Origin of the sequence: Streptomyces sp. NPDC090106, assembly GCF_044747265.1 — a bacterium.
Classification (GTDB): Bacteria; Actinomycetota; Actinomycetes; order Streptomycetales; family Streptomycetaceae; genus Streptomyces.
In genome coordinates, this window is record NZ_JBIVDS010000003.1 from 651,356 (window position 1) to 668,037 (window position 16,682).

Below are 16,682 nucleotides of genomic sequence, written 5' to 3' on the forward strand. Positions count from 1 at the left end.
CCGTCCCCACGAGCCGACCGACAACATCACGAGATCAAGTTCCGTGGCCTGCATTTCCGCTGCGTCGAAGGAGGCGAATTCAGGGCCCGAAACCGTTCCCATATCGACTTTTCAAAAGGGCGCTATCGTTTGATCTATGAACTCGCGGTTTGCGCTGCTCAACGCGGTGGACCCCGGAGTCGCGGAGAGCGAGGTCTTCCGCCTGGCTCTCCTGCATTCGGTAGGCGAGCTGAACGCCCTGGGCGGGATGATCCACCTTCGCGGTCCGATGTCCGCGCTGCGGCTGGTGTCGACGGTCGGCCTTCCCGCCCCGCTCACCCGCCCGTGGGACATCGTCGACCAGGAGGGGCCGTTGGCGCCGGCCCTGGCCCTGCGGCAGGCCGAGGGACTCTGGGCGCCGATGAAGGCCGGTGAAGGCGCCCCGGCGGCAGCTCCCGGCGGACTTGCCGAGACTGCCTGGCCCGGCACCGGGCTCGCCGTCCTTCCGCTGTCCGGTGCCGGGCGGGTCATCGGGGCCTTCACTGTGGTGACCGGCGACCGGGGAGAGCCCACGACGAGCGAGTGGGACTTCCTCAGGGCCGTGACCGCCTGGACCGAGAAGCGGATGGCCCTGGCACGGCCCCCGCTCGGTCCGGCTGAGCCCGACCTGAGCGGAGAGTGGCTGCGGCAGGCTCTGAAAGAGGTGAGCGTCGGCTCATGGGACTGGGACGTGCGTACCGGTGCCCTCGTCTGGGACGAGGCAGCGCTGGAGCTGTACGGCACGAGCCCCGCCGACTTCACCGGCAGGATCGAGGACTGGCTCCGCATCGTCCACCCCGACGACCTGCCCCAGACGCTGAGCTCGGCGCAGCGGGCGATCCGCGACCACACCCTGTACGAGGCCGAGTACCGCGTGCGGCGCCGGGACGGCACGTACTGCTGGACCCGTGCCCGCGGCAGGGCCACCTACGACAGCCAGGGCGAAGCCCTGCGGATGATCGGCGTCGGCTGGGAGACGAACGAGTCCCGCTCCGCGCGTGACGCGCTCAGTCGGGCTCTTCGGCACATGAGCGACGGCTTCCTGGCGGTGGACGGCGCCTGGCGGATCACCTTCGCCAATCTGGAAGCGGAGCAGACGCTCGGCCTCTCCGAGGAGGAACTCTTCGGGCGTGTGCTGTGGGACGTCCCTGGGGTGCAGCTGATCCCGGGACTGGAGAGCGGGTGCCGCAGAGCCGCTGCCCAGGGGAACCCCACGGGATTCTCCGTCTCCATGCCGGACAGCGGGCGCCACTACCATGTCCGGCTGGTCCCGGGCCCTGACGGCCATACCCTGTACCTCACCGACGTCACAGATCAACAGCGTCTGGCGGACGAACACCAGGCGGCCGAACGTGCCGCCTCGGAGAGAGCGGCACGGATCGCCGAGCTGACCGCCGACCTCGCCAGTGCGACGACGTCCCAAGACGTCGTGGACGCTGTCGCACATCGGGTGCTGCCCCCGTTCGGCGCGGCCGGTCTGCTCGTGCAGGTCGCCCAGGACGAACGGCTCCACTACGTAGGAGCCGCCGGGTACACGGACGATTTCCTCGGCCGTATCGATGACCGGACCCCCGTGACGAGCGACCCTGCCTGGGAAGCCGTCGAAAAGGGCGAGCCGCTGTTCTTCTCCTCACCGAGCGAGCTCCTGGCGCACGCACCGCAGCTCGCCGACCTCGTCACCCGCGGGGGGAAGCAATCGTGGGCGTTCCTTCCGATGAAGGCGTCGGGGCACACCTTCGGGGTGTGCGTCGTCTCCTTCGACCACCCCCGCCGTCTCTCCGACGACGAACGCACCCTGCTGACCGCCATCAACGCTCTCGTCGCGCAGGCCCTGGAACGAGCGCGGCTCTACGATGCCGAGCACACCCGCTCCCGCCAGCTCCAGCGGAGTCTCCTGCCCCGTGGGCTGCCCGATCTTCCCGCCTGCGAGGCCGCGGCCCGTTACCTCCCCGCCGGACAGGGCATGGACGTGGGCGGCGACTGGTACGACGTGATGCCGCTGTCCGGCGGCCGGGTCGCCCTCGTCGTGGGAGACGTCATGGGACACGGCCTGCCGGAGGCCGCCACGATGGGCCGGCTGCGCACGGCCGTACACACGCTGTCCGATCTTGAGCTGCCTCCCGACGAGATCATGGCCCACCTCAACGAGATCGTCGCCGGCATGGGTGACGACTTCTACGTCACGTGCGTCTACGCCCTCTACGACTCCACCACCCAGATCTGCACCATCGTGAGCGCCGGGCACCCGCCCCCCGCTCTGCTCCACGCCGACGGAACCGTGCACTTCCCCGAACTGGCCTCCGACCCGCCGCTGGGTGCGGGCGAGCCTCCCTTCGAGACGACCGAACTGGCCATGTCCGACGGAGCCGTACTCGTGCTCTACACCGACGGCTTGGTCGAGTCGTCGAAACGCGAGATGGACGAGGGCATGGCGGAACTGGGCCGGATACTGCGCAGCGCGCACGAGGAAGGGGGTGACCAGGACCTCGAACACCTCTGTGACATTCTCACGGCCGGGCTGCTTCCGGCCGAGGCGCAGGCCCCCGACGACGCGGCGCTCCTGGTGGCCAGGCTGCACGCCCTCACCAGCGACCGCATCGCCTCATGGCCGCTCGCCGACGACCCCCGGGCAGCCGGTCAGGCCCGTGCCTACATCCGTGAGCAGCTCTCCGCCTGGGGACTGGACGACCTCGCACCCACGACGGAACTCCTGGTCAGCGAACTGGTGGGCAACGTCGTCCGACATGCCAAAGGTCCCGTCAGCCTCCGTCTTCTCCACGCTACCGACCTCGTGTGTGAGGTCTTCGACGGAAGCCTCACGATGCCCCGCATCCGCCGTGCCACGGACACCGACGAAGGCGGCCGCGGACTCCAACTCGTCAGTGCTCTGTCCCAGCACTGGGGGACCCGCTATACCCCGACGGGTAAGTGCATATGGACCCAACAGGCGCTCCTCGGCCCGGACGAGGACATCGAAGCAACACCCGCCACCCTCGGTCTGCACCTGGACGCGGCCCTTTTCCAGAACGACTGATCGCGAGACCACCGGTTCGACGCAGGCGGGCGCACCGTACAGGGACGGCCGATTGATGGATTTCACCGGGATGCTGCAGCGGTGCAGGGTCGCTGGGTGGAAAGACCGGTCGGTGGATGAGCTCGTTGCCGCATAGAGCCCCTGGTTCACCCCGGCCGGACCGGCACCTGGCCTGAAGCGAGGCCTTCGCCGTCACGGCTGACAGCCCTGTGCCGGCGGCCCGACACCCTCAAGGCCGCGGGCGGATGAGACGGACGCCGTTCCCCGCTCCTCGGCCTACGGCGCCGCGGCGCAGCAACTTCGCCGCCCGTGCGGTGACGACCGCGTGCGGCTGAAGCCCTCCACGACCTTCGTCGCCACGTCGTCCCCGGTAGGCCCGTTTCCGCCTCGACGCCCCGTGCGCCGCACCGGCTGGTGGCTTTCGAATCGGAGAGCCTCGGTGAAGCGGAGAGGCGGTGCGCGGCGAGTGTGCGGGGTGAGCGGTGTTCCTTTGTGTAACGGAAATCGGTCCGGGACTTCGAAGAGTGGGACAGGTCATGTTCGTCGCTGTCGCTGTGGTGCGTGAAGGGGCTGCGGCCGTCGGCCCGTTGGCGCTCCGTCCGGGTTGGTGTGAGCGTGCGGATATGCTGGCGCGATGACCAGTTCTCCTGCCGGCTCTCCTGAGAAGGACCGGCACGAGCGCATCATCGACGCGGTTCTCGGTCTGCTGGCGCACCAGGGCATCTCCGGTGTGAGCATGCGTGCCGTCGCTCGTGAGGCAGGCGTCGCTCTCGGCCTGGTCAACTACTACTTTGACGACAAGGTGAGCCTGATCAGCGCTGCCTTGCGGCGGATCGAGGAGCAGGACATCGCCCTGGTCGAACGCACCTCGAGGGCCTCGCCCGAGCGGCAGTTGCGTGCGGCCCTCCGGCGGGTGGCGGCCCCGGAGTTCCTGACCACGGAGTATCTCTCGCTGCGGTTGCAGCTGTGGTCTCTCGCGCAGGCGCACGAGGAGTTCGCCCAGATCAACACGGCGGCGCAGAAACGCTATCGGGCCGGTCTGGCCGCGCTGATCCGTGCCGCCCGGCCGGATCTCAGCCGTGCGGAGTGCAACAAGCGGGCGGCTGACGTCGATGTCGTGCAGAACGGCATGTGGCTCACCGCTCTGCTGGGGCTGGACAAGGCTTCGCTGCGGCGTGCGGTGGTGCGGTGCGAGGAGATCGCGCTGGCGCCGTAGTCCGGTCCCGGCAGCGGCGGCGGAGGGCGTCCGGCCTTGCGCGCGGCCTTCAAGTCACTTGCGTATGCGGCGAATCGGCACCCGTGGGCGAGATTGAACGACCGTCCAAACCGGGGTTGAACGATCGTCCAGTCGTCGATAACGTGCTAGGCATGATTGCCGTCACGGTCAATGACGTACGCAACATCTCCGCGGGCTTTCATCAGGATCCCGCGCGCTCCATGTCCCTCCGGTCGGAGGCGTACGTGGACCCGAAATGGCTCGACGCCGAACTCCGGAGCGTCTTCGCGCGTACGTGGCAGTGGGTCTGCCATGTCGAGAAAGTGGAGAGGCCGGGCAGCTATGTGGCCGCGACCGTCGCGGGCATGCCGGTCGTGGTCGTCCGTGACCGTGAGGGAGACCTGCGGGCCTTCTACAACGTGTGCAAGCACCGCGCACACGAACTTCTCTCGGGATCCGGGACGACTCGGAACATCGTCTGCCCCTACCACGCCTGGACCTACGACCTGGGCGGCCGACTGAAGGCGGCGCGCCGCGCCGACGCGATGGAGACCTTCGACAAGTCGGAGATCTGCCTCGACCAGGTCCAGGTGGAGGAGTTCGGCGGGTTCGTCTACGTCAACCTGGACCCGGCCGCCGCTCCTCTGGGGCAGCAGGCCCCCGACCTGGCGGCCGAGATCGCCCACTGGGCACCGGACGTGGCCGAACTGACGCACGCCAAGCGGCTGACGTACGAGCTGCGCAGCAACTGGAAGAACGTCGTCGACAACTTCCTCGAGTGCTACCACTGCCACATCGCGCACAAGGAGTTCGTCGACCTCGTCGACATGAACACCTATGACGTCCGGACGCACGGCATCTGGTCCAGCCACTTCGCCGAGGCGGGAAACAGCGCCAACGCGGCCTACGACGTGTCAGGCGCGACGGTCAAACAGCATGCGGTGTGGTGGCTGTGGCCCAACACCTGCCTTCTGCGCTACCCCGGCCGCGGCAACTTCATGGTGTTGCAGATCCTGCCTGCCGGGCCCGAACTGACCCTCGAAACATGGGACTTCTACTTCGAGACCACCGAACTCGACGACGCCGAAGCCGAGTCCGTGAAGTACATCGACGGCGTCCTCCAGCAACAGGACATCACTCTCGTCGAGAGTGTCCAGCGCGGCATGCGCACGCCGGCCTTCGACCAAGGGCGCATCGTCTACGACCCCTCCGGGTCAGGTCTCTCCGAACATGGTGTGCACCACTTCCACGGGCTCCTCATCGACGCCTACGAACGGCTGGTCGGCATCAGCGGCGAAACCGCCGACGACTCCGGTCGCGTCACGTCGAGCCACGTCTGAGGCCGCCATGCCGAAGCCTGTCATCGTGACCTGCGCCCCTACGGGCGGCATCCACACCCCGACGATGTCACCACACCTCCCGGTGACACCGGAAGAGATCGCCACCGCAGCCATCGAGGCAGCCGAGGCCGGGGCGGCCATCATCCACCTGCATGCCCGCCATCCCGAGACCGGCAGGCCGGATCCACGGGCCGAACTCTTCCTGGAGTTCATGCCACGGATCGCCGGAGCGTGCGACGCGGTCCTCAACGTCTCCACCGGAGGCGGACTCGGCATGACACGCGAGGAGCGACTCCGGGCAGCGGTCGCGACCTCCCCTGAGATGGCGTCGCTCAATGTGGGGTCACTGAACTTCGGCATCTTCCCCATGCTCGGAAAGCATTCCCGGTGGAAACACGACTGGGAGCCGGAGTTCCTGGAGATGACACGCGACTTCGTCTTCAAGAACACCTTCACCGATCTTGAGTACATCGTGAAGGAGCTGGGGCAGGGCCACGGGACGAAGTTCGAGTTCGAGTGCTACGACCTCGGCCATCTGTACAACCTGGCCTGGCTGATCGAACAGGGGTGGATCGAGCCGCCGTTCTTCGTGCAGATGGTCTTCGGCGTGCTGGGCGGCGTCGGAGCGGACCTCGACAACCTGCTCCACATGCACACGATCGCCGACAAGCTCTTCGGCGACGACTACGAGTGGTCGGTCCTGGCCGCCGGCCGGCACCAGATGCCGTTCGCGACCCAGGCGGCCATGCTCGGCGGCAATCTGAGGGTGGGGCTGGAGGACAGCCTCTTCATCGGCCGAGGTGAGCTCGCGATGTCCAACGCCGCCCAGGTGCGCAAGATCCGGGGCATCGTCGAGTCGCTGGGGCACGAACTGGCCACGCCGAGCCAGGCTCGGGAACGGCTGGGACTGAAAGGCGGTGACCATGTCGCGTTCTGACCAGGGCAACGACTCGCACGCGCCCTGCGGCGGGCGTGCGGCGGTGCTGGGGGCCGGGCTGATCGGCCGCAGCTGGACAGCTCTCTTCCTGGCGGCCGGCAAGTCCGTCGCCGTCTACGATCCGGACCCCGCCACGGCGGCCCGGGTCAAGGCGGCGGTCGAAGAGACCTGGCCCGTGCTCACCGCGCTGGGGCTCGCGAAGACCGAAGCCCCCGAAGCCGAACTGGTCCTCTGCGACGACCCCCGTGCCGCCGTGGAGGGAGCGGAGTTCGTCCAGGAGAGCATTCCGGAACGGATCGCCCTGAAGCACGAGCTGTACCGGACCATCGAACCGGCCCTCGGACGGGCCACGGTGGTGGCCTCGTCCGCCTCCGGCCTGACACTCGGCGAACTCCAAGGGGGGTGGCGGAACCCCGCCGCCCTGGTTCTCGGCCATCCGTTCAACCCTCCGCATCTCATCCCGCTGGTCGAGGTGATGGGCAACGAGCTCACCGCCCCCGGCGTCGTGGCACGGGCCCGCGGGTTCTACGAGTCGGTCGGAAAGGTGACCATCGAGGTCAGGCGCGAGGTTCCCGGGCACGTCGCGAACCGTCTCCAGGCCGCCCTCTGGCGCGAGGCCATCCATCTCGTCAACGAGGGCGTCGCGACAGTCGACGACATCGACACCGCCGTCTCGTCGGGCCCCGGCCTGCGGTGGGCGGTGATGGGCCCCACGGCACTGTTCCACCTCGGCGGCGATGACGGCGGCCTGGCCGTCTTCTGCGAGCGATACGGCGACAGCTTCAACCGCTGGTGGGACGACCTGGGCCGACCCCACCTGGACCAGGCGACCACGGCGCGACTGGTCGAAGGACTGTCAGCGGCCACGGACCCAGAGGGCATCAGAGACCTGGCAGCCGAGAGAGACGCCCTCCTGACCGCAGTCGTCGTTGCGACACACGGCACCCGTGACGGTGACTCGGATGCTCCGCCCCGGGCCGCCGACTAGACCGGCCCCGGAGCGCCGCCCATGCGGCGCATGGCCGGTCTCGGCCGACCCGTCCATGTTTTGCGGCGGATCGGCCGGTCCCGTTGTCCGGGGCTGGATGCGTGAGCGGACCGAGCCGCACACGTGCGACCGCGCGCGGTCGCCGTCAGCGTCGTCGGCGAAACGAACGCCGCGCTCAGCGAGCGGCAGTATCCGAACCAGCAGAGTGCGGTGGACGGCCCGTACGCGGCGCCCGGCAGGGAGCACCGGAGGTGGCTGGCCGAGGTGTTCGCGGACCTTGGTGGTCACGTCGGTCGAGATGCGGTCGGCACGGTCGGCGCCGAAGGTGGTCGCATGGCGATCATCGTGGTGCGTGAGCTGCGCAAGGAACTGTCTGAGGACGTCGGCCCGGACGGCCACATCAGGGTGGTGCACGCTGCGCCGGTCGACTCGGACGTGTCAGGAGGTGTGGGCGACCGGACGTTCTGCGGTGAGCCGACCGAGGACATGGAGCGGGTGAACTACCAGTCCGACTTGCCGAGCGACCCGTGGCTGCCGATCCACATGCAGACGTGGGAGTGCCGTGCCTGCGCCGACGCCCTCCACACGAAGTAGCTGACGCCCTCCACGCGAAGCAGAAGGCCCGCAACGGACCAGCCGGCTCGGACGGAGGACATCAGCTTTCGAGCAGGTCGGTGAGGGGATGGGCCAGTCCGTGGTGTGTGGCGGAGCGATTGAGGATGGCCTCCACGGCGGCTCCGTCGGCCAGGAGGCCGATGAGCTGGTCCAGCGCGTCGCGGAACATCCGGTGCTGGGCGCCGCTCACCGCGAAGAGGCCGCCGACCGCCTCCTCGACCCCTCGCAGCCCGCGGTCCTCGACCTGGTGACGACGACTGCCGCCGCCGGCCGCGAACTCGGCAAACCGGTCGGCGTGTGCGGCGAGTCGGCGGCCGACCCGGTCATGGCCCTGGTGCTGACCGGCCTGGGAATGACGAGCCTGTCCACGGCACCACCGGCCCTGCCCGCGGTCCGGTACGCGCTCGGGAGACACACCACCGAACAATGCCGACAGATGGCGCGCCGCGCCTTGGACGCCTCCGATGCGGCGGATGCACGCCGCGGAGCGGCCACATTCGTGGATGAAGGGGCTCTGACCATGCTGGACATCTTTCTCTGACCCGGACCCCCGTACATCGCTCCCACAGCGGACCAGGGAGTCCGGAGTCGTGACGAGGCCAGGGCTTCCAGGACGCCCGTCTCGTCCTGGTGTGGGGCGTCTGACCGGCTGAAGGCAACAGGGCCTTGTGCGCGCCGGACGGGGACATGCCAGGTCCGATGTCGTCACGACGGCAGGTTCCGCTGGTGCGTTGGGGGGAGCAAGGGTGCTGGTCGAGTCGATTCGACAGGTCGTAGCTCACAGTCTGCGCCGTCGCCGTCGCTGACGTCGAATGGTCGTTCCCGAGCTGTTGCAGAGGTTCGCGGCTGCGACGTATGCCGCCACAAGCGGCGTGCCAATCGAACTTCCCCCACTTGTCCCTCCCATGACGGGAGATCATGGTGCTATCGATGGAAAGACGCGGGCGCGCCCTGTGCGGCTTGGTCCGCGCCGACGCGCACCAAGACAGACGGTTGGGTCGGTCTTCCCAAAGGCCGACGTGCTGACGCCCAACGTCCGACTGCCCCCTCACCTGTCAGGGGCCCGGGGTCGTCAGCGATGGGAGATGGACTGTCGTGGGGATACGGCGGAACCGGCCGGGCGGCGTGCCGTACGCGCGAGTGAACGCTCCCGAGAAGGCGAATTCGGTGGAGTACCCGACCTCACGAGCGATCGACGCGAGCGTGGCGTCGGTTTCCCGCAGCAGCCGCGCGCCCAGGCTCAGCCTCCAGCCGATCAGGTACGACATGGGCGGCTTGCCTACCGCGGCCGTGAAACGCCGTGTGAAGACCGCTCGGGGCAGCTCGGCCACTTGGCTCAGTCGCTGCACCGTCCAGGGTGCCTGCGGGCGTGTGTGCATCTCCCGGAGAGCAGCGGCGATCTGGGAGTCGTCGGTCTGGGGCCATCCGGTCGGGTCGTGTTGCTCGTTCGCCCACTGGCGCAGTGAGTGCACCAGGATGAGGTCCAGCAGCGCCGGGAGCGTCGCGGCCGTGCCCAGATGTGCTTCGGCGGTGTCCGCGCTGAGGAGTTCGAACAGGGCCCGCAACTGCAGAAGACGGTCGTAGTCCGGGATCAGCGTGATCAGGTCCGGCAGGGCGCGGAAATAGTGAGGGGTCTGGGCGTGCTCCAAGCGGTAGACGCCGCACAGGAACTCGAAGTCGAACGGTTCCTGAGCAGGGGCAGCAGGGTCCGTGATCATCACGGGCAGATCCTTCAGCGCGGCCGACGTGTGACTCAGACCGTGCGCGGCACCCGGGCCGCGGCGAAGCTGCCCGTCACTGTCGTTCTCGACCCCGACCCGCCCACGCACGAGCGGTGGGTACTGGCCCGCCGCAGGCTCAAGTGTCCTGCCGAGATCTCCCCATGCCTGGCCTACCGTCGACAAGCTGGTCAGCGTCGCCGGCTCCCGCTGGGCGATCGAGGCATGCTTCCAGGCCGCCACGGGGCAGTGCGGCCTCGACGGGTACGGGTGCGCCGCTGTCCGGGCTGGTATCGGCACATCCCTCTGGCCGTGCTCGCGCACGCTTTCCTCGCCACCCTGGCCACCGCGGCGATTGATGAGGGCAGCAGAGACGACACAGTCGGCCTGGCCCCGCTCACAGTGGCTGAGATCCGGCACCTGCTGGCAGTTGTCGACCCCAGACCGGCACACCGCGGTGTCGGCGCGTTTGACCTGATCACGCTGGCGCAGATGCCACCCGGCCACAGCCCGTGCTTGCCACTACCCCCGACGAGCCCTCTCCTGAAACGGCATCGCAGAACCGGCCTCTGAGGCACCGTCGTCCCGCTGGGCTCGAAAGACCGCCTCTGGCCAGTGGGAATGGTGAGGCACCACTGGATTGCCTAGGGGCGCCGGGAGCCGTGCGAGCCACCACGACGGACCCGCACCCAACAGCCAACCCCCACCCGCCTTCCCCGCTCAAGCTCCGCAGGACCCGCAGGGCCCGGTGCTGTCCCGCTCGATCAACCCCGGTACCGGCACCCCCACAGCCCGGGCGGGCCCCCCGTCCAGCAAGGACGTCAGCTCCGCCGCCGCGGTTCGGCCGAACGCCGCCGTGTCCCGGGACAGCGCCGACAACCACGGCCTCACCATGCGGCACAGCGCCGAGTCCTCCCAGGCCACCACCGACACGTCACCCGGCACCGAGAAGCCCAGCTCCGTCGCGGCGGCGACCCCGGCGACGGCCATCACGTCGTTGTCGTAGACCAGCGCGGTCGGCGGCGCACCGCCCCCCAGCACGCCCCCCTCCAGGACGCGGCGCGTCACGGCCGCACCCTCCGCGTCGGAGTAGTCCGTGGTCACCGAGCACACCTCCGCGAGCCCTCGCCGGTCGGCCTCGGCGCGCAGCGTGCGGATACGCCGCTCCGTGTGCGCGAGCCCTGGCAGGCCCGCGATGTGCACGATCCGCCGGTGGCCGAGTTCGTACAGCCGTCCCACGACGGACGCCATCGCGCCCGCGTCGTCCGCCCAGACCGTGGACAGGCCCGGATGCCGGGCGTCCGGCGCCCCGCCGATGACCACCGCGGGCAGCCCCAGCTCGTCGAGCAGATCGGGGCGCGCGTCGTCGGTCCGCGGGTCGACGACCAGCACTCCGTCCACGCGGTGCTCGGCCCACCAGCGCCGGTACACCGCGCACTCGTCGTCGACGTCCTCGACCACCTGGAAGAGCAAGCCGAGATGACGCTCGGCCAGCACCTCCTGAATGCCCGAGATGAGCTGTAGGAAGAACGAGTCCACGCCGAGCGTGTCCGCGGGCCTCGCCAGCACGAGCCCGACCGTCGCCGTGCCCTCGCCGGACAGCTGGCGCGCCGCCGTGCTGGGCCGCCAGCCCAGTTGTTCGGCGACCCGGCGCACCCGGGCGCGGGTGATCTCGGAGACCCCGGGCCGGTCGTTGAGCGCGAACGAGACCGCGCTCTCGGAGACCCCGGCGCGCCGCGCGATGTCCTTCATCGTCGGCCGGCGCGCGGGAGACCGCTTGGCTGGCACCTGCTCCCCAATCCACTAAAGCGCTTGAGCCAGAACAGCCTAAAGCGCATTAGTGATCCGCTGCAAGAGCGGCGCAAGAACTGCTCTGAGCTGGCCATATGTCGAACTAATGAATTTAGCGAGGCAGAATCCATTGACTTCCCCGCCGCGCAGGATGCAAGGTCTGCCCGTCACCCATGACCCACACCGTCGCAAAGGAGCCCGGTCACTGTGCGCATGCCTCGCAGAGCACTCGCCGCCGCTGTCACCGCCCTGGTCCTGCCGCTCAGCGCCTGCGGTTCCGGGGGTGACGACAGCGGTTCCACGGACGCCTCCGGGAAGGTCGAGGGCGACATCACCTTCCAGACCTGGAACCTGCGCGCCAACTTCAAGCCGTACTTCGAGGGCCTCGTCGCCGACTTCGAGAAGAAGTACCCCGGCACGAACGTGAAGTGGGTCGACCAGCCCGCCGAGGGCTACGCCGACAAGATCAGCGCCGACGCGGCCGGCGGCACCCTGCCCGACGTCGTGAACGTCTCGCCCGACCTCGTCGCCCCGCTCGCCAAGGCGGGCCTCGCGCTCGACCTCGACAAGGCCGCCGCGAAGTACAAGGACGAGTACCTGCCGGGTGCGTGGGCCAGCCACGAGATACCGGGCATGGAGGGCACGTACGCATTCCCCTGGTACCTGAACACCGGCCCGCTGTTCTACAACAAGTCGCTGTTCGAGGAGGCCGGCCTGGACGCCTCGAAGCCCCCGAAGACGTACGACGAACTCTTCGACGACGCGCTGGAGTTGGCCGACAAGAGCGACGGCAAGGTCGCGACCCTGGCGAACGTGCCCACCATCGAGGACTTCGGCCGGTACGGCGTCGAGCTGATGAACAAGGAGGGCACGGCCTTCGCCTTCAACGACGCCAAGGGCGTGGAACTCCTCACCAGGTACAAGGAGTTGTACGACGCCAAGGCCCTCGACCCGCAGGCGCTGACCGCCACCCCCGAGTCGTCCGGGAAGAAGTTCCTCACCGGGGCCGTCGCCATGAACCCGGGCAGCGCCCTGGACCTTGGCAACTTCAAGAAGCAGGCGCCGAGCCTCTACAAGAACATCGGCATCACCGACCAGATCACGAGCACCGGCAAGGTCAACATGTATGTGATGGGGGTGATGGTGAACGCGCAGACGAAGCAGAAGCCCGCCGCCGTCGCCTTCGCGCACTTCGTCACCGACGCGCAGAACCAGATGTCCTTCGCCAAGCAGGTCGCGATCTTCCCGAGCACGGCCGGTTCGCTCGACGACCCGTACTTCACCGAGGAGGACGGCACGGACGAGACCCGCGTCCGGATCGCCGCCGCAGGCTCGCTGAAGAACGCCGTGAACTACACGCCGGTGCTGTTCAGCGAGCAGATGAAGACCGAACTGCGCAACTCCGTCGCCAAGGCGCTGCAGGGCAAGGTGAGCCCGAAGGGAGCTCTTGACAACGCTGTCAAGGCGTGTGACCGCCTGCTCCAGCAGCAGGGCTGATCGCCATGGCCAGTTCCTCGGGTACGGCTTCCCCCGGCAAGGTCTCCTCCCGCAGGGCGTCGATCGCGACCGGTGCCACCGGAGGCGGAGGCGGAGGCGGTGACGGCGGTGGCGGTGGCGGTGGCGGACGTCCTGCCGGGGCCGTCGCCCGCGTGCGGCGGCAACTGCCCACCAGCCCCTGGCTGTTCGCCGCCCCCGGGCTGCTGGTCGTGGGCGTCTTCATCCTCTATCCGTTCGTCTCGACCGTGGTCAACGCCTTCACCGACCGCCGGACCCTGATCCCCGGCGAGTTCGTGGGCCTCGCCAACTTCCGGGAGCTGCTGCACGACGAGCTGTTCTGGATCGGCCTGCGCAACAGCACGCTGTACGTCCTCGGGGTCGTCCCCGCGCTCGTCCTGCTTCCCCTGCTGCTCGCGCTCCTGGTCCAGAAGAACATCCCCGGCATCGCCTTCTTCCGGTCGGCCTTCTACACCCCGGTCGTCGCCTCCATCGTCGTGGTGGGCCTCATCTGGGTGTGGCTGCTCGACGAACGCGGCCTGGTGAACTCGTTGCTGGAGGCGATCGGGGTCGGCAGGGTCGGCTTCCTCAGTGACCAGTGGCTGCTCCTGCTGAGCGCCATGACCGTCACGGTCTGGAAGGGCCTCGGCTACTACATGATCATTTACCTGGCCGCGCTCGCCAACGTGCCGCGCGAGCTCCACGAGGCCGCGGCCGTGGACGGCGCCGGCGCGGTCCGCCGCTTCCTCACGGTCACCGTGCCCGCCGTGCGCTCCACGATGGTGCTGGTCGGCGCGCTCTCCTCGGTCGCCGCCTTCAAGGTGTTCTCCGAGGTGTACCTGATGGCGGGGCCCGACGGTGGTCCCGCGGGCGAGGACACCACGCTCGTGATGCTCGTCCAGCGCACCGGCACCGGTCTGACCGGCCGGGTCGGCTACGCCTCCGCCATCTCCGTCGTCGTCTTCGTCGTCACCGTCGCGCTCATGCTGCTCGTGCTGCGCGCCGACCGGAAGGAGGACGCGTGAGCGTCGCCGAGAAGGTGCGTGAGGTGCCGGCCGACGCGGGCGCGCGCCGCCGCCGTCGTCAGCGCGTCGTCGATGAGCACGGGAAGCATGTAAGGGTGTGGGAACTCGCCCTGCGGTACACGCTGTTGCTTGCCGTGCTGGCGCTGACCGTCGGGCCGTTCCTGTGGCAGCTGTCCACCTCGCTGAAGGGGCCCACCGAGGACATCTTCAGCTCGCCGCCCAAGTTCCTGCCCGGTGAACCGACCCTGCACAACTACGGCCGGGTCGCCGAGACGATCCCGGTGTGGGACTACGCCTTCAACTCCCTGAAGGTCGCCACCGCCAACGTCGTCACGAACTGTGTCGGCGCGGCGCTCGCGGGCTACGCGCTGGCCCGGCTGCGCTACCGCGGCCGCAAGGTGGCCACGCTCGTGTTCATCCTCGCCATGCTCGTGCCCGTGGAGGGGATCATCATCGCCCAGTTCACGACCATGCGTGAACTGGGCCTGAACAACACGCTCATCGGGGTCGTGCTGCCCGGGTGCATCGGCGCGATGAACGTCCTGCTGATGCGCAACGCGTTTCTCAACCTGCCGTACGAGATCGAGGATGCGGCCTTCGTCGACGGCGCGAACACCTGGCAGCGGTTCCTGCGGATCGCGTTGCCCTCGGTGAAGGGGACGCTCGCCGTCGTGGCGATCTTCGCCTTCATGGGGGCCTGGGACGACTTCCTGTGGCCGTTGATCGTCCTCAGCGACCCGGACAAGTTCACCCTGACCATCGGGCTCAACTATCTGCACGGCACCTTCGCCAATGACGAGCGGCTCGTCGCGGCGGGCACGATCATCGCCGTGGCGCCGCTGATCGCCCTCTTCGCCTGTCTTCAGCGGTACTTCTTCCGTGGGGTGGGGGAGGGGGCGGTGAAGGGGTGAGGTCTGCGGCTGCCTCGCCCTTCTTCAGGGCGACTGCCCATCGTTGTCGGGTGCGGGTGGGTGGGGGCGGAGGTTGGTTGCGCAGTTCCCCGCGCCCCTGAAGGAGCGGCGGCCGGTTGTCGGGTGCGGGCCGAGGAGGGCTGGTCGCGCAGTTCCCCGCGCCCCTGTCGGGGCGCGGCCCCGCCTCGAAGGGGCGCGGGGAACTGCGCGACTCGCCCCCCACCGGACCGCACCGCGCCGGTAGCAGCCTGTGCACCCCATGCCTGCCCCCCATGCCTGCCCCCCCACATCCGCACCACAGAAACAGGACGAGGACCCCGGATGTCTCCTGCCGTGCGCTTCGGCGTCAACTACACACCGAGCGAAGGGTGGTTCCATCACTGGCTCGACTTCGATCTCGACTCCGTGCGTGCCGATCTCGACTCGATCGCCGCACTCGGTCTCGACCACATACGGGTCTTTCCGATCTGGCCCTACTTCCAGCCGAACCGTTCGCTGATCCGCCCGCGTGCCGTGGAGCAGCTCGTCGCTCTCGCGGACGCGGCGGCCGAGCGCGGCATGGACGTCAACGTGGACGGTCTGCAAGGCCACTTGTCGAGTTTCGACTTCCTGCCCGCGTGGACGCAGACCTGGCACCGGCGGAACCTCTTCACCGACCCGGAGGTCGTCGAAGGGCAGGCCGAGTATCTGCGGACCCTCGCCGCCGCCCTCGCCGACCGGCCCAACTTCATCGGCATGACCGTGGGCAACGAGGTCAACCAGTTCTCGGCGGGCCCCCACCCGGACCCGGACCGGACGACGGCCGATCCGGTCGACGCCTGGCTGGAGCGGATGCTCGCGGCCTGCGAGAAGGGCGCCCCCGGCAAGCTGCATCTGCACGCGGAGTACGACGCCACCTGGTACCAGGACGACATGCCCTTCACCCCGGCCCAGGCCGCGCGGCGCGGAGCCGTCACCGCCGTGCACTCGTGGGTCTTCAACGGCACGGCCCAGCGGCACGGACGTACCGGCGTCGCGACCGAACACCACGCCGCCTATCTGATCGAACTGAGCAAGGCATGGGCGGACGATCCGTCGCGCCCGGTCTGGCTCCAGGAGGTCGGCGCACCGGCGCCGCTGGTCCCCGCCGAGCACGCCGCCGCCTTCACCGAGGCGACCGTCGCGAACGCCCTGGACTGCCCGGACCTGTGGGGCGTCACCTGGTGGTGCTCCCACGACGTGTCCCGCGATCTCGCCGACTTTCCGGAACTGGAGTACGGGCTCGGGTTGTTGAGCAACGACCGGCGGCCCAAGGACAGTGCGCGGGCGCTGGCCCGCGCCGCCCGCTCGGCCCGCGAGCACCCCCACACCCCCAAGGCCCGCACCACCGCACTCGTCGTCCCCGACGACCCCGCCGGCCGCTCCGTCTGCGCACCGGGCGGCCCGGTCTTCGAGGCGTTCTTCCGGCTCACCGCCGACGGCGCCCGACCAGCCACCGTCCTCGCGTCCCGCGCGAACGACGTGGAGCACCTCACCGCACGAGGCATCACCGAGGTCGTCACACCCGACCAGGTTCCGTAACCCCCACAGGAAACAAGAACTCCCACAAGGAGGCA

13 protein-coding genes are annotated in these 16,682 nt (G+C 68.9%); 11 read left to right on the top strand and 2 right to left on the bottom strand.

Annotated features, from left to right (window positions below; translation table 11 throughout):
* Positions 1-136 precede the first annotated feature (136 nt).
* The 7 genes from ACIPSE_RS12830 (at position 137) to ACIPSE_RS12860 (ending at position 8,689) form a co-directional block, all read left to right on the top strand.
* Positions 137-3,052 carry a SpoIIE family protein phosphatase gene (locus tag ACIPSE_RS12830; RefSeq protein WP_401661290.1) on the top strand — a complete coding sequence of 972 codons (2,916 nt, stop codon included), beginning with the start codon at positions 137-139 and terminating at the stop codon, positions 3,050-3,052.
* A 634-nt stretch (positions 3,053-3,686) separates the two neighbouring features.
* The gene (locus tag ACIPSE_RS12835; RefSeq protein ID WP_401661292.1) at positions 3,687-4,268 is read left to right on the top strand and encodes a TetR/AcrR family transcriptional regulator; all 582 of its coding nucleotides are present in this window, start codon (positions 3,687-3,689) and stop codon (positions 4,266-4,268) included.
* 152 nt (positions 4,269-4,420) lie between these two features.
* Positions 4,421-5,608, top strand: coding sequence for an SRPBCC family protein (locus ACIPSE_RS12840; RefSeq protein WP_401661295.1), 1,188 nt, complete (start codon positions 4,421-4,423; stop codon positions 5,606-5,608).
* A 7-nt stretch (positions 5,609-5,615) separates the two neighbouring features.
* On the top strand, positions 5,616-6,545 hold the full coding sequence (locus tag ACIPSE_RS12845; protein WP_401661298.1) for a 3-keto-5-aminohexanoate cleavage protein: 930 nt from the start codon (positions 5,616-5,618) through the stop codon (positions 6,543-6,545).
* Positions 6,532-7,533: a 3-hydroxyacyl-CoA dehydrogenase NAD-binding domain-containing protein gene (locus ACIPSE_RS12850; protein WP_401661300.1), complete on the top strand. Its 1,002-nt coding sequence runs from the start codon at positions 6,532-6,534 to the stop codon at positions 7,531-7,533. Before ACIPSE_RS12845 ends, ACIPSE_RS12850 begins: the two co-directional genes overlap by 14 nt.
* Positions 7,534-7,656: 123 nt before the next feature.
* Entirely contained in the window at positions 7,657-8,127 is a 471-nt protein-coding gene (locus ACIPSE_RS12855; RefSeq protein ID WP_401661303.1) for a hypothetical protein, read from the top strand.
* A gap of 88 nt (positions 8,128-8,215) precedes the next feature.
* Positions 8,216-8,689 carry a putative PEP-binding protein gene (locus ACIPSE_RS12860; protein WP_401661306.1) on the top strand — a complete coding sequence of 158 codons (474 nt, stop codon included), beginning with the start codon at positions 8,216-8,218 and terminating at the stop codon, positions 8,687-8,689.
* 514 nt (positions 8,690-9,203) lie between these two features.
* Here the strand turns inward: ACIPSE_RS12860 and ACIPSE_RS12865 are convergent.
* Together ACIPSE_RS12865 and ACIPSE_RS12870 are read right to left on the bottom strand one after the other, a co-directional pair.
* Positions 9,204-10,373, bottom strand: a complete 1,170-nt coding sequence (locus ACIPSE_RS12865; RefSeq protein WP_401661308.1) for a helix-turn-helix domain-containing protein — start codon at positions 10,371-10,373, stop codon at positions 9,204-9,206.
* Between the two features lie 213 nt (positions 10,374-10,586).
* The gene (locus ACIPSE_RS12870; protein ID WP_401661311.1) at positions 10,587-11,654 is read right to left on the bottom strand and encodes a LacI family DNA-binding transcriptional regulator; all 1,068 of its coding nucleotides are present in this window, start codon (positions 11,652-11,654) and stop codon (positions 10,587-10,589) included.
* Positions 11,655-11,870: 216 nt separating this feature from the next.
* Here ACIPSE_RS12870 and ACIPSE_RS12875 point away from each other — a divergent pair, with 216 nt between their 5' ends.
* From ACIPSE_RS12875 to ACIPSE_RS12890, 4 genes are all read left to right on the top strand, one after another.
* Positions 11,871-13,154 (top strand): ABC transporter substrate-binding protein, encoded by a 1,284-nt coding sequence (locus ACIPSE_RS12875; protein WP_401661314.1) that lies wholly within the window; start codon positions 11,871-11,873, stop codon positions 13,152-13,154.
* A gap of 5 nt (positions 13,155-13,159) precedes the next feature.
* Complete coding sequence (locus ACIPSE_RS12880; RefSeq protein ID WP_401661316.1) at positions 13,160-14,176, top strand: carbohydrate ABC transporter permease; 1,017 nt, start codon at positions 13,160-13,162, stop codon at positions 14,174-14,176.
* On the top strand, positions 14,173-15,087 hold the full coding sequence (locus ACIPSE_RS12885) for a carbohydrate ABC transporter permease (RefSeq protein ID WP_401661318.1): 915 nt from the start codon (positions 14,173-14,175) through the stop codon (positions 15,085-15,087). The genes ACIPSE_RS12880 and ACIPSE_RS12885 overlap by 4 nt, the downstream gene beginning before the upstream one ends.
* Positions 15,088-15,408: 321 nt before the next feature.
* Positions 15,409-16,647 carry a glycosyl hydrolase gene (locus tag ACIPSE_RS12890; protein ID WP_401661321.1) on the top strand — a complete coding sequence of 413 codons (1,239 nt, stop codon included), beginning with the start codon at positions 15,409-15,411 and terminating at the stop codon, positions 16,645-16,647.
* Positions 16,648-16,682: the final 35 nt, after the last annotated feature.

Coding starts and splice junctions, on each gene's coding strand:
- ACIPSE_RS12840 (WP_401661295.1), top strand. CDS start 4,421: ATGATTGCCGTCACGGTCAATGACGTACGCAACATCTCCGCGGGCTTT.
- ACIPSE_RS12830 (WP_401661290.1), top strand. CDS start 137: ATGAACTCGCGGTTTGCGCTGCTCAACGCGGTGGACCCCGGAGTCGCG.
- ACIPSE_RS12860 (WP_401661306.1), top strand. CDS start 8,216: ATGGGCCAGTCCGTGGTGTGTGGCGGAGCGATTGAGGATGGCCTCCAC.
- ACIPSE_RS12850 (WP_401661300.1), top strand. CDS start 6,532: ATGTCGCGTTCTGACCAGGGCAACGACTCGCACGCGCCCTGCGGCGGG.
- ACIPSE_RS12880 (WP_401661316.1), top strand. CDS start 13,160: ATGGCCAGTTCCTCGGGTACGGCTTCCCCCGGCAAGGTCTCCTCCCGC.
- ACIPSE_RS12890 (WP_401661321.1), top strand. CDS start 15,409: ATGTCTCCTGCCGTGCGCTTCGGCGTCAACTACACACCGAGCGAAGGG.
- ACIPSE_RS12875 (WP_401661314.1), top strand. CDS start 11,871: ATGCCTCGCAGAGCACTCGCCGCCGCTGTCACCGCCCTGGTCCTGCCG.
- ACIPSE_RS12845 (WP_401661298.1), top strand. CDS start 5,616: ATGCCGAAGCCTGTCATCGTGACCTGCGCCCCTACGGGCGGCATCCAC.
- ACIPSE_RS12835 (WP_401661292.1), top strand. CDS start 3,687: ATGACCAGTTCTCCTGCCGGCTCTCCTGAGAAGGACCGGCACGAGCGC.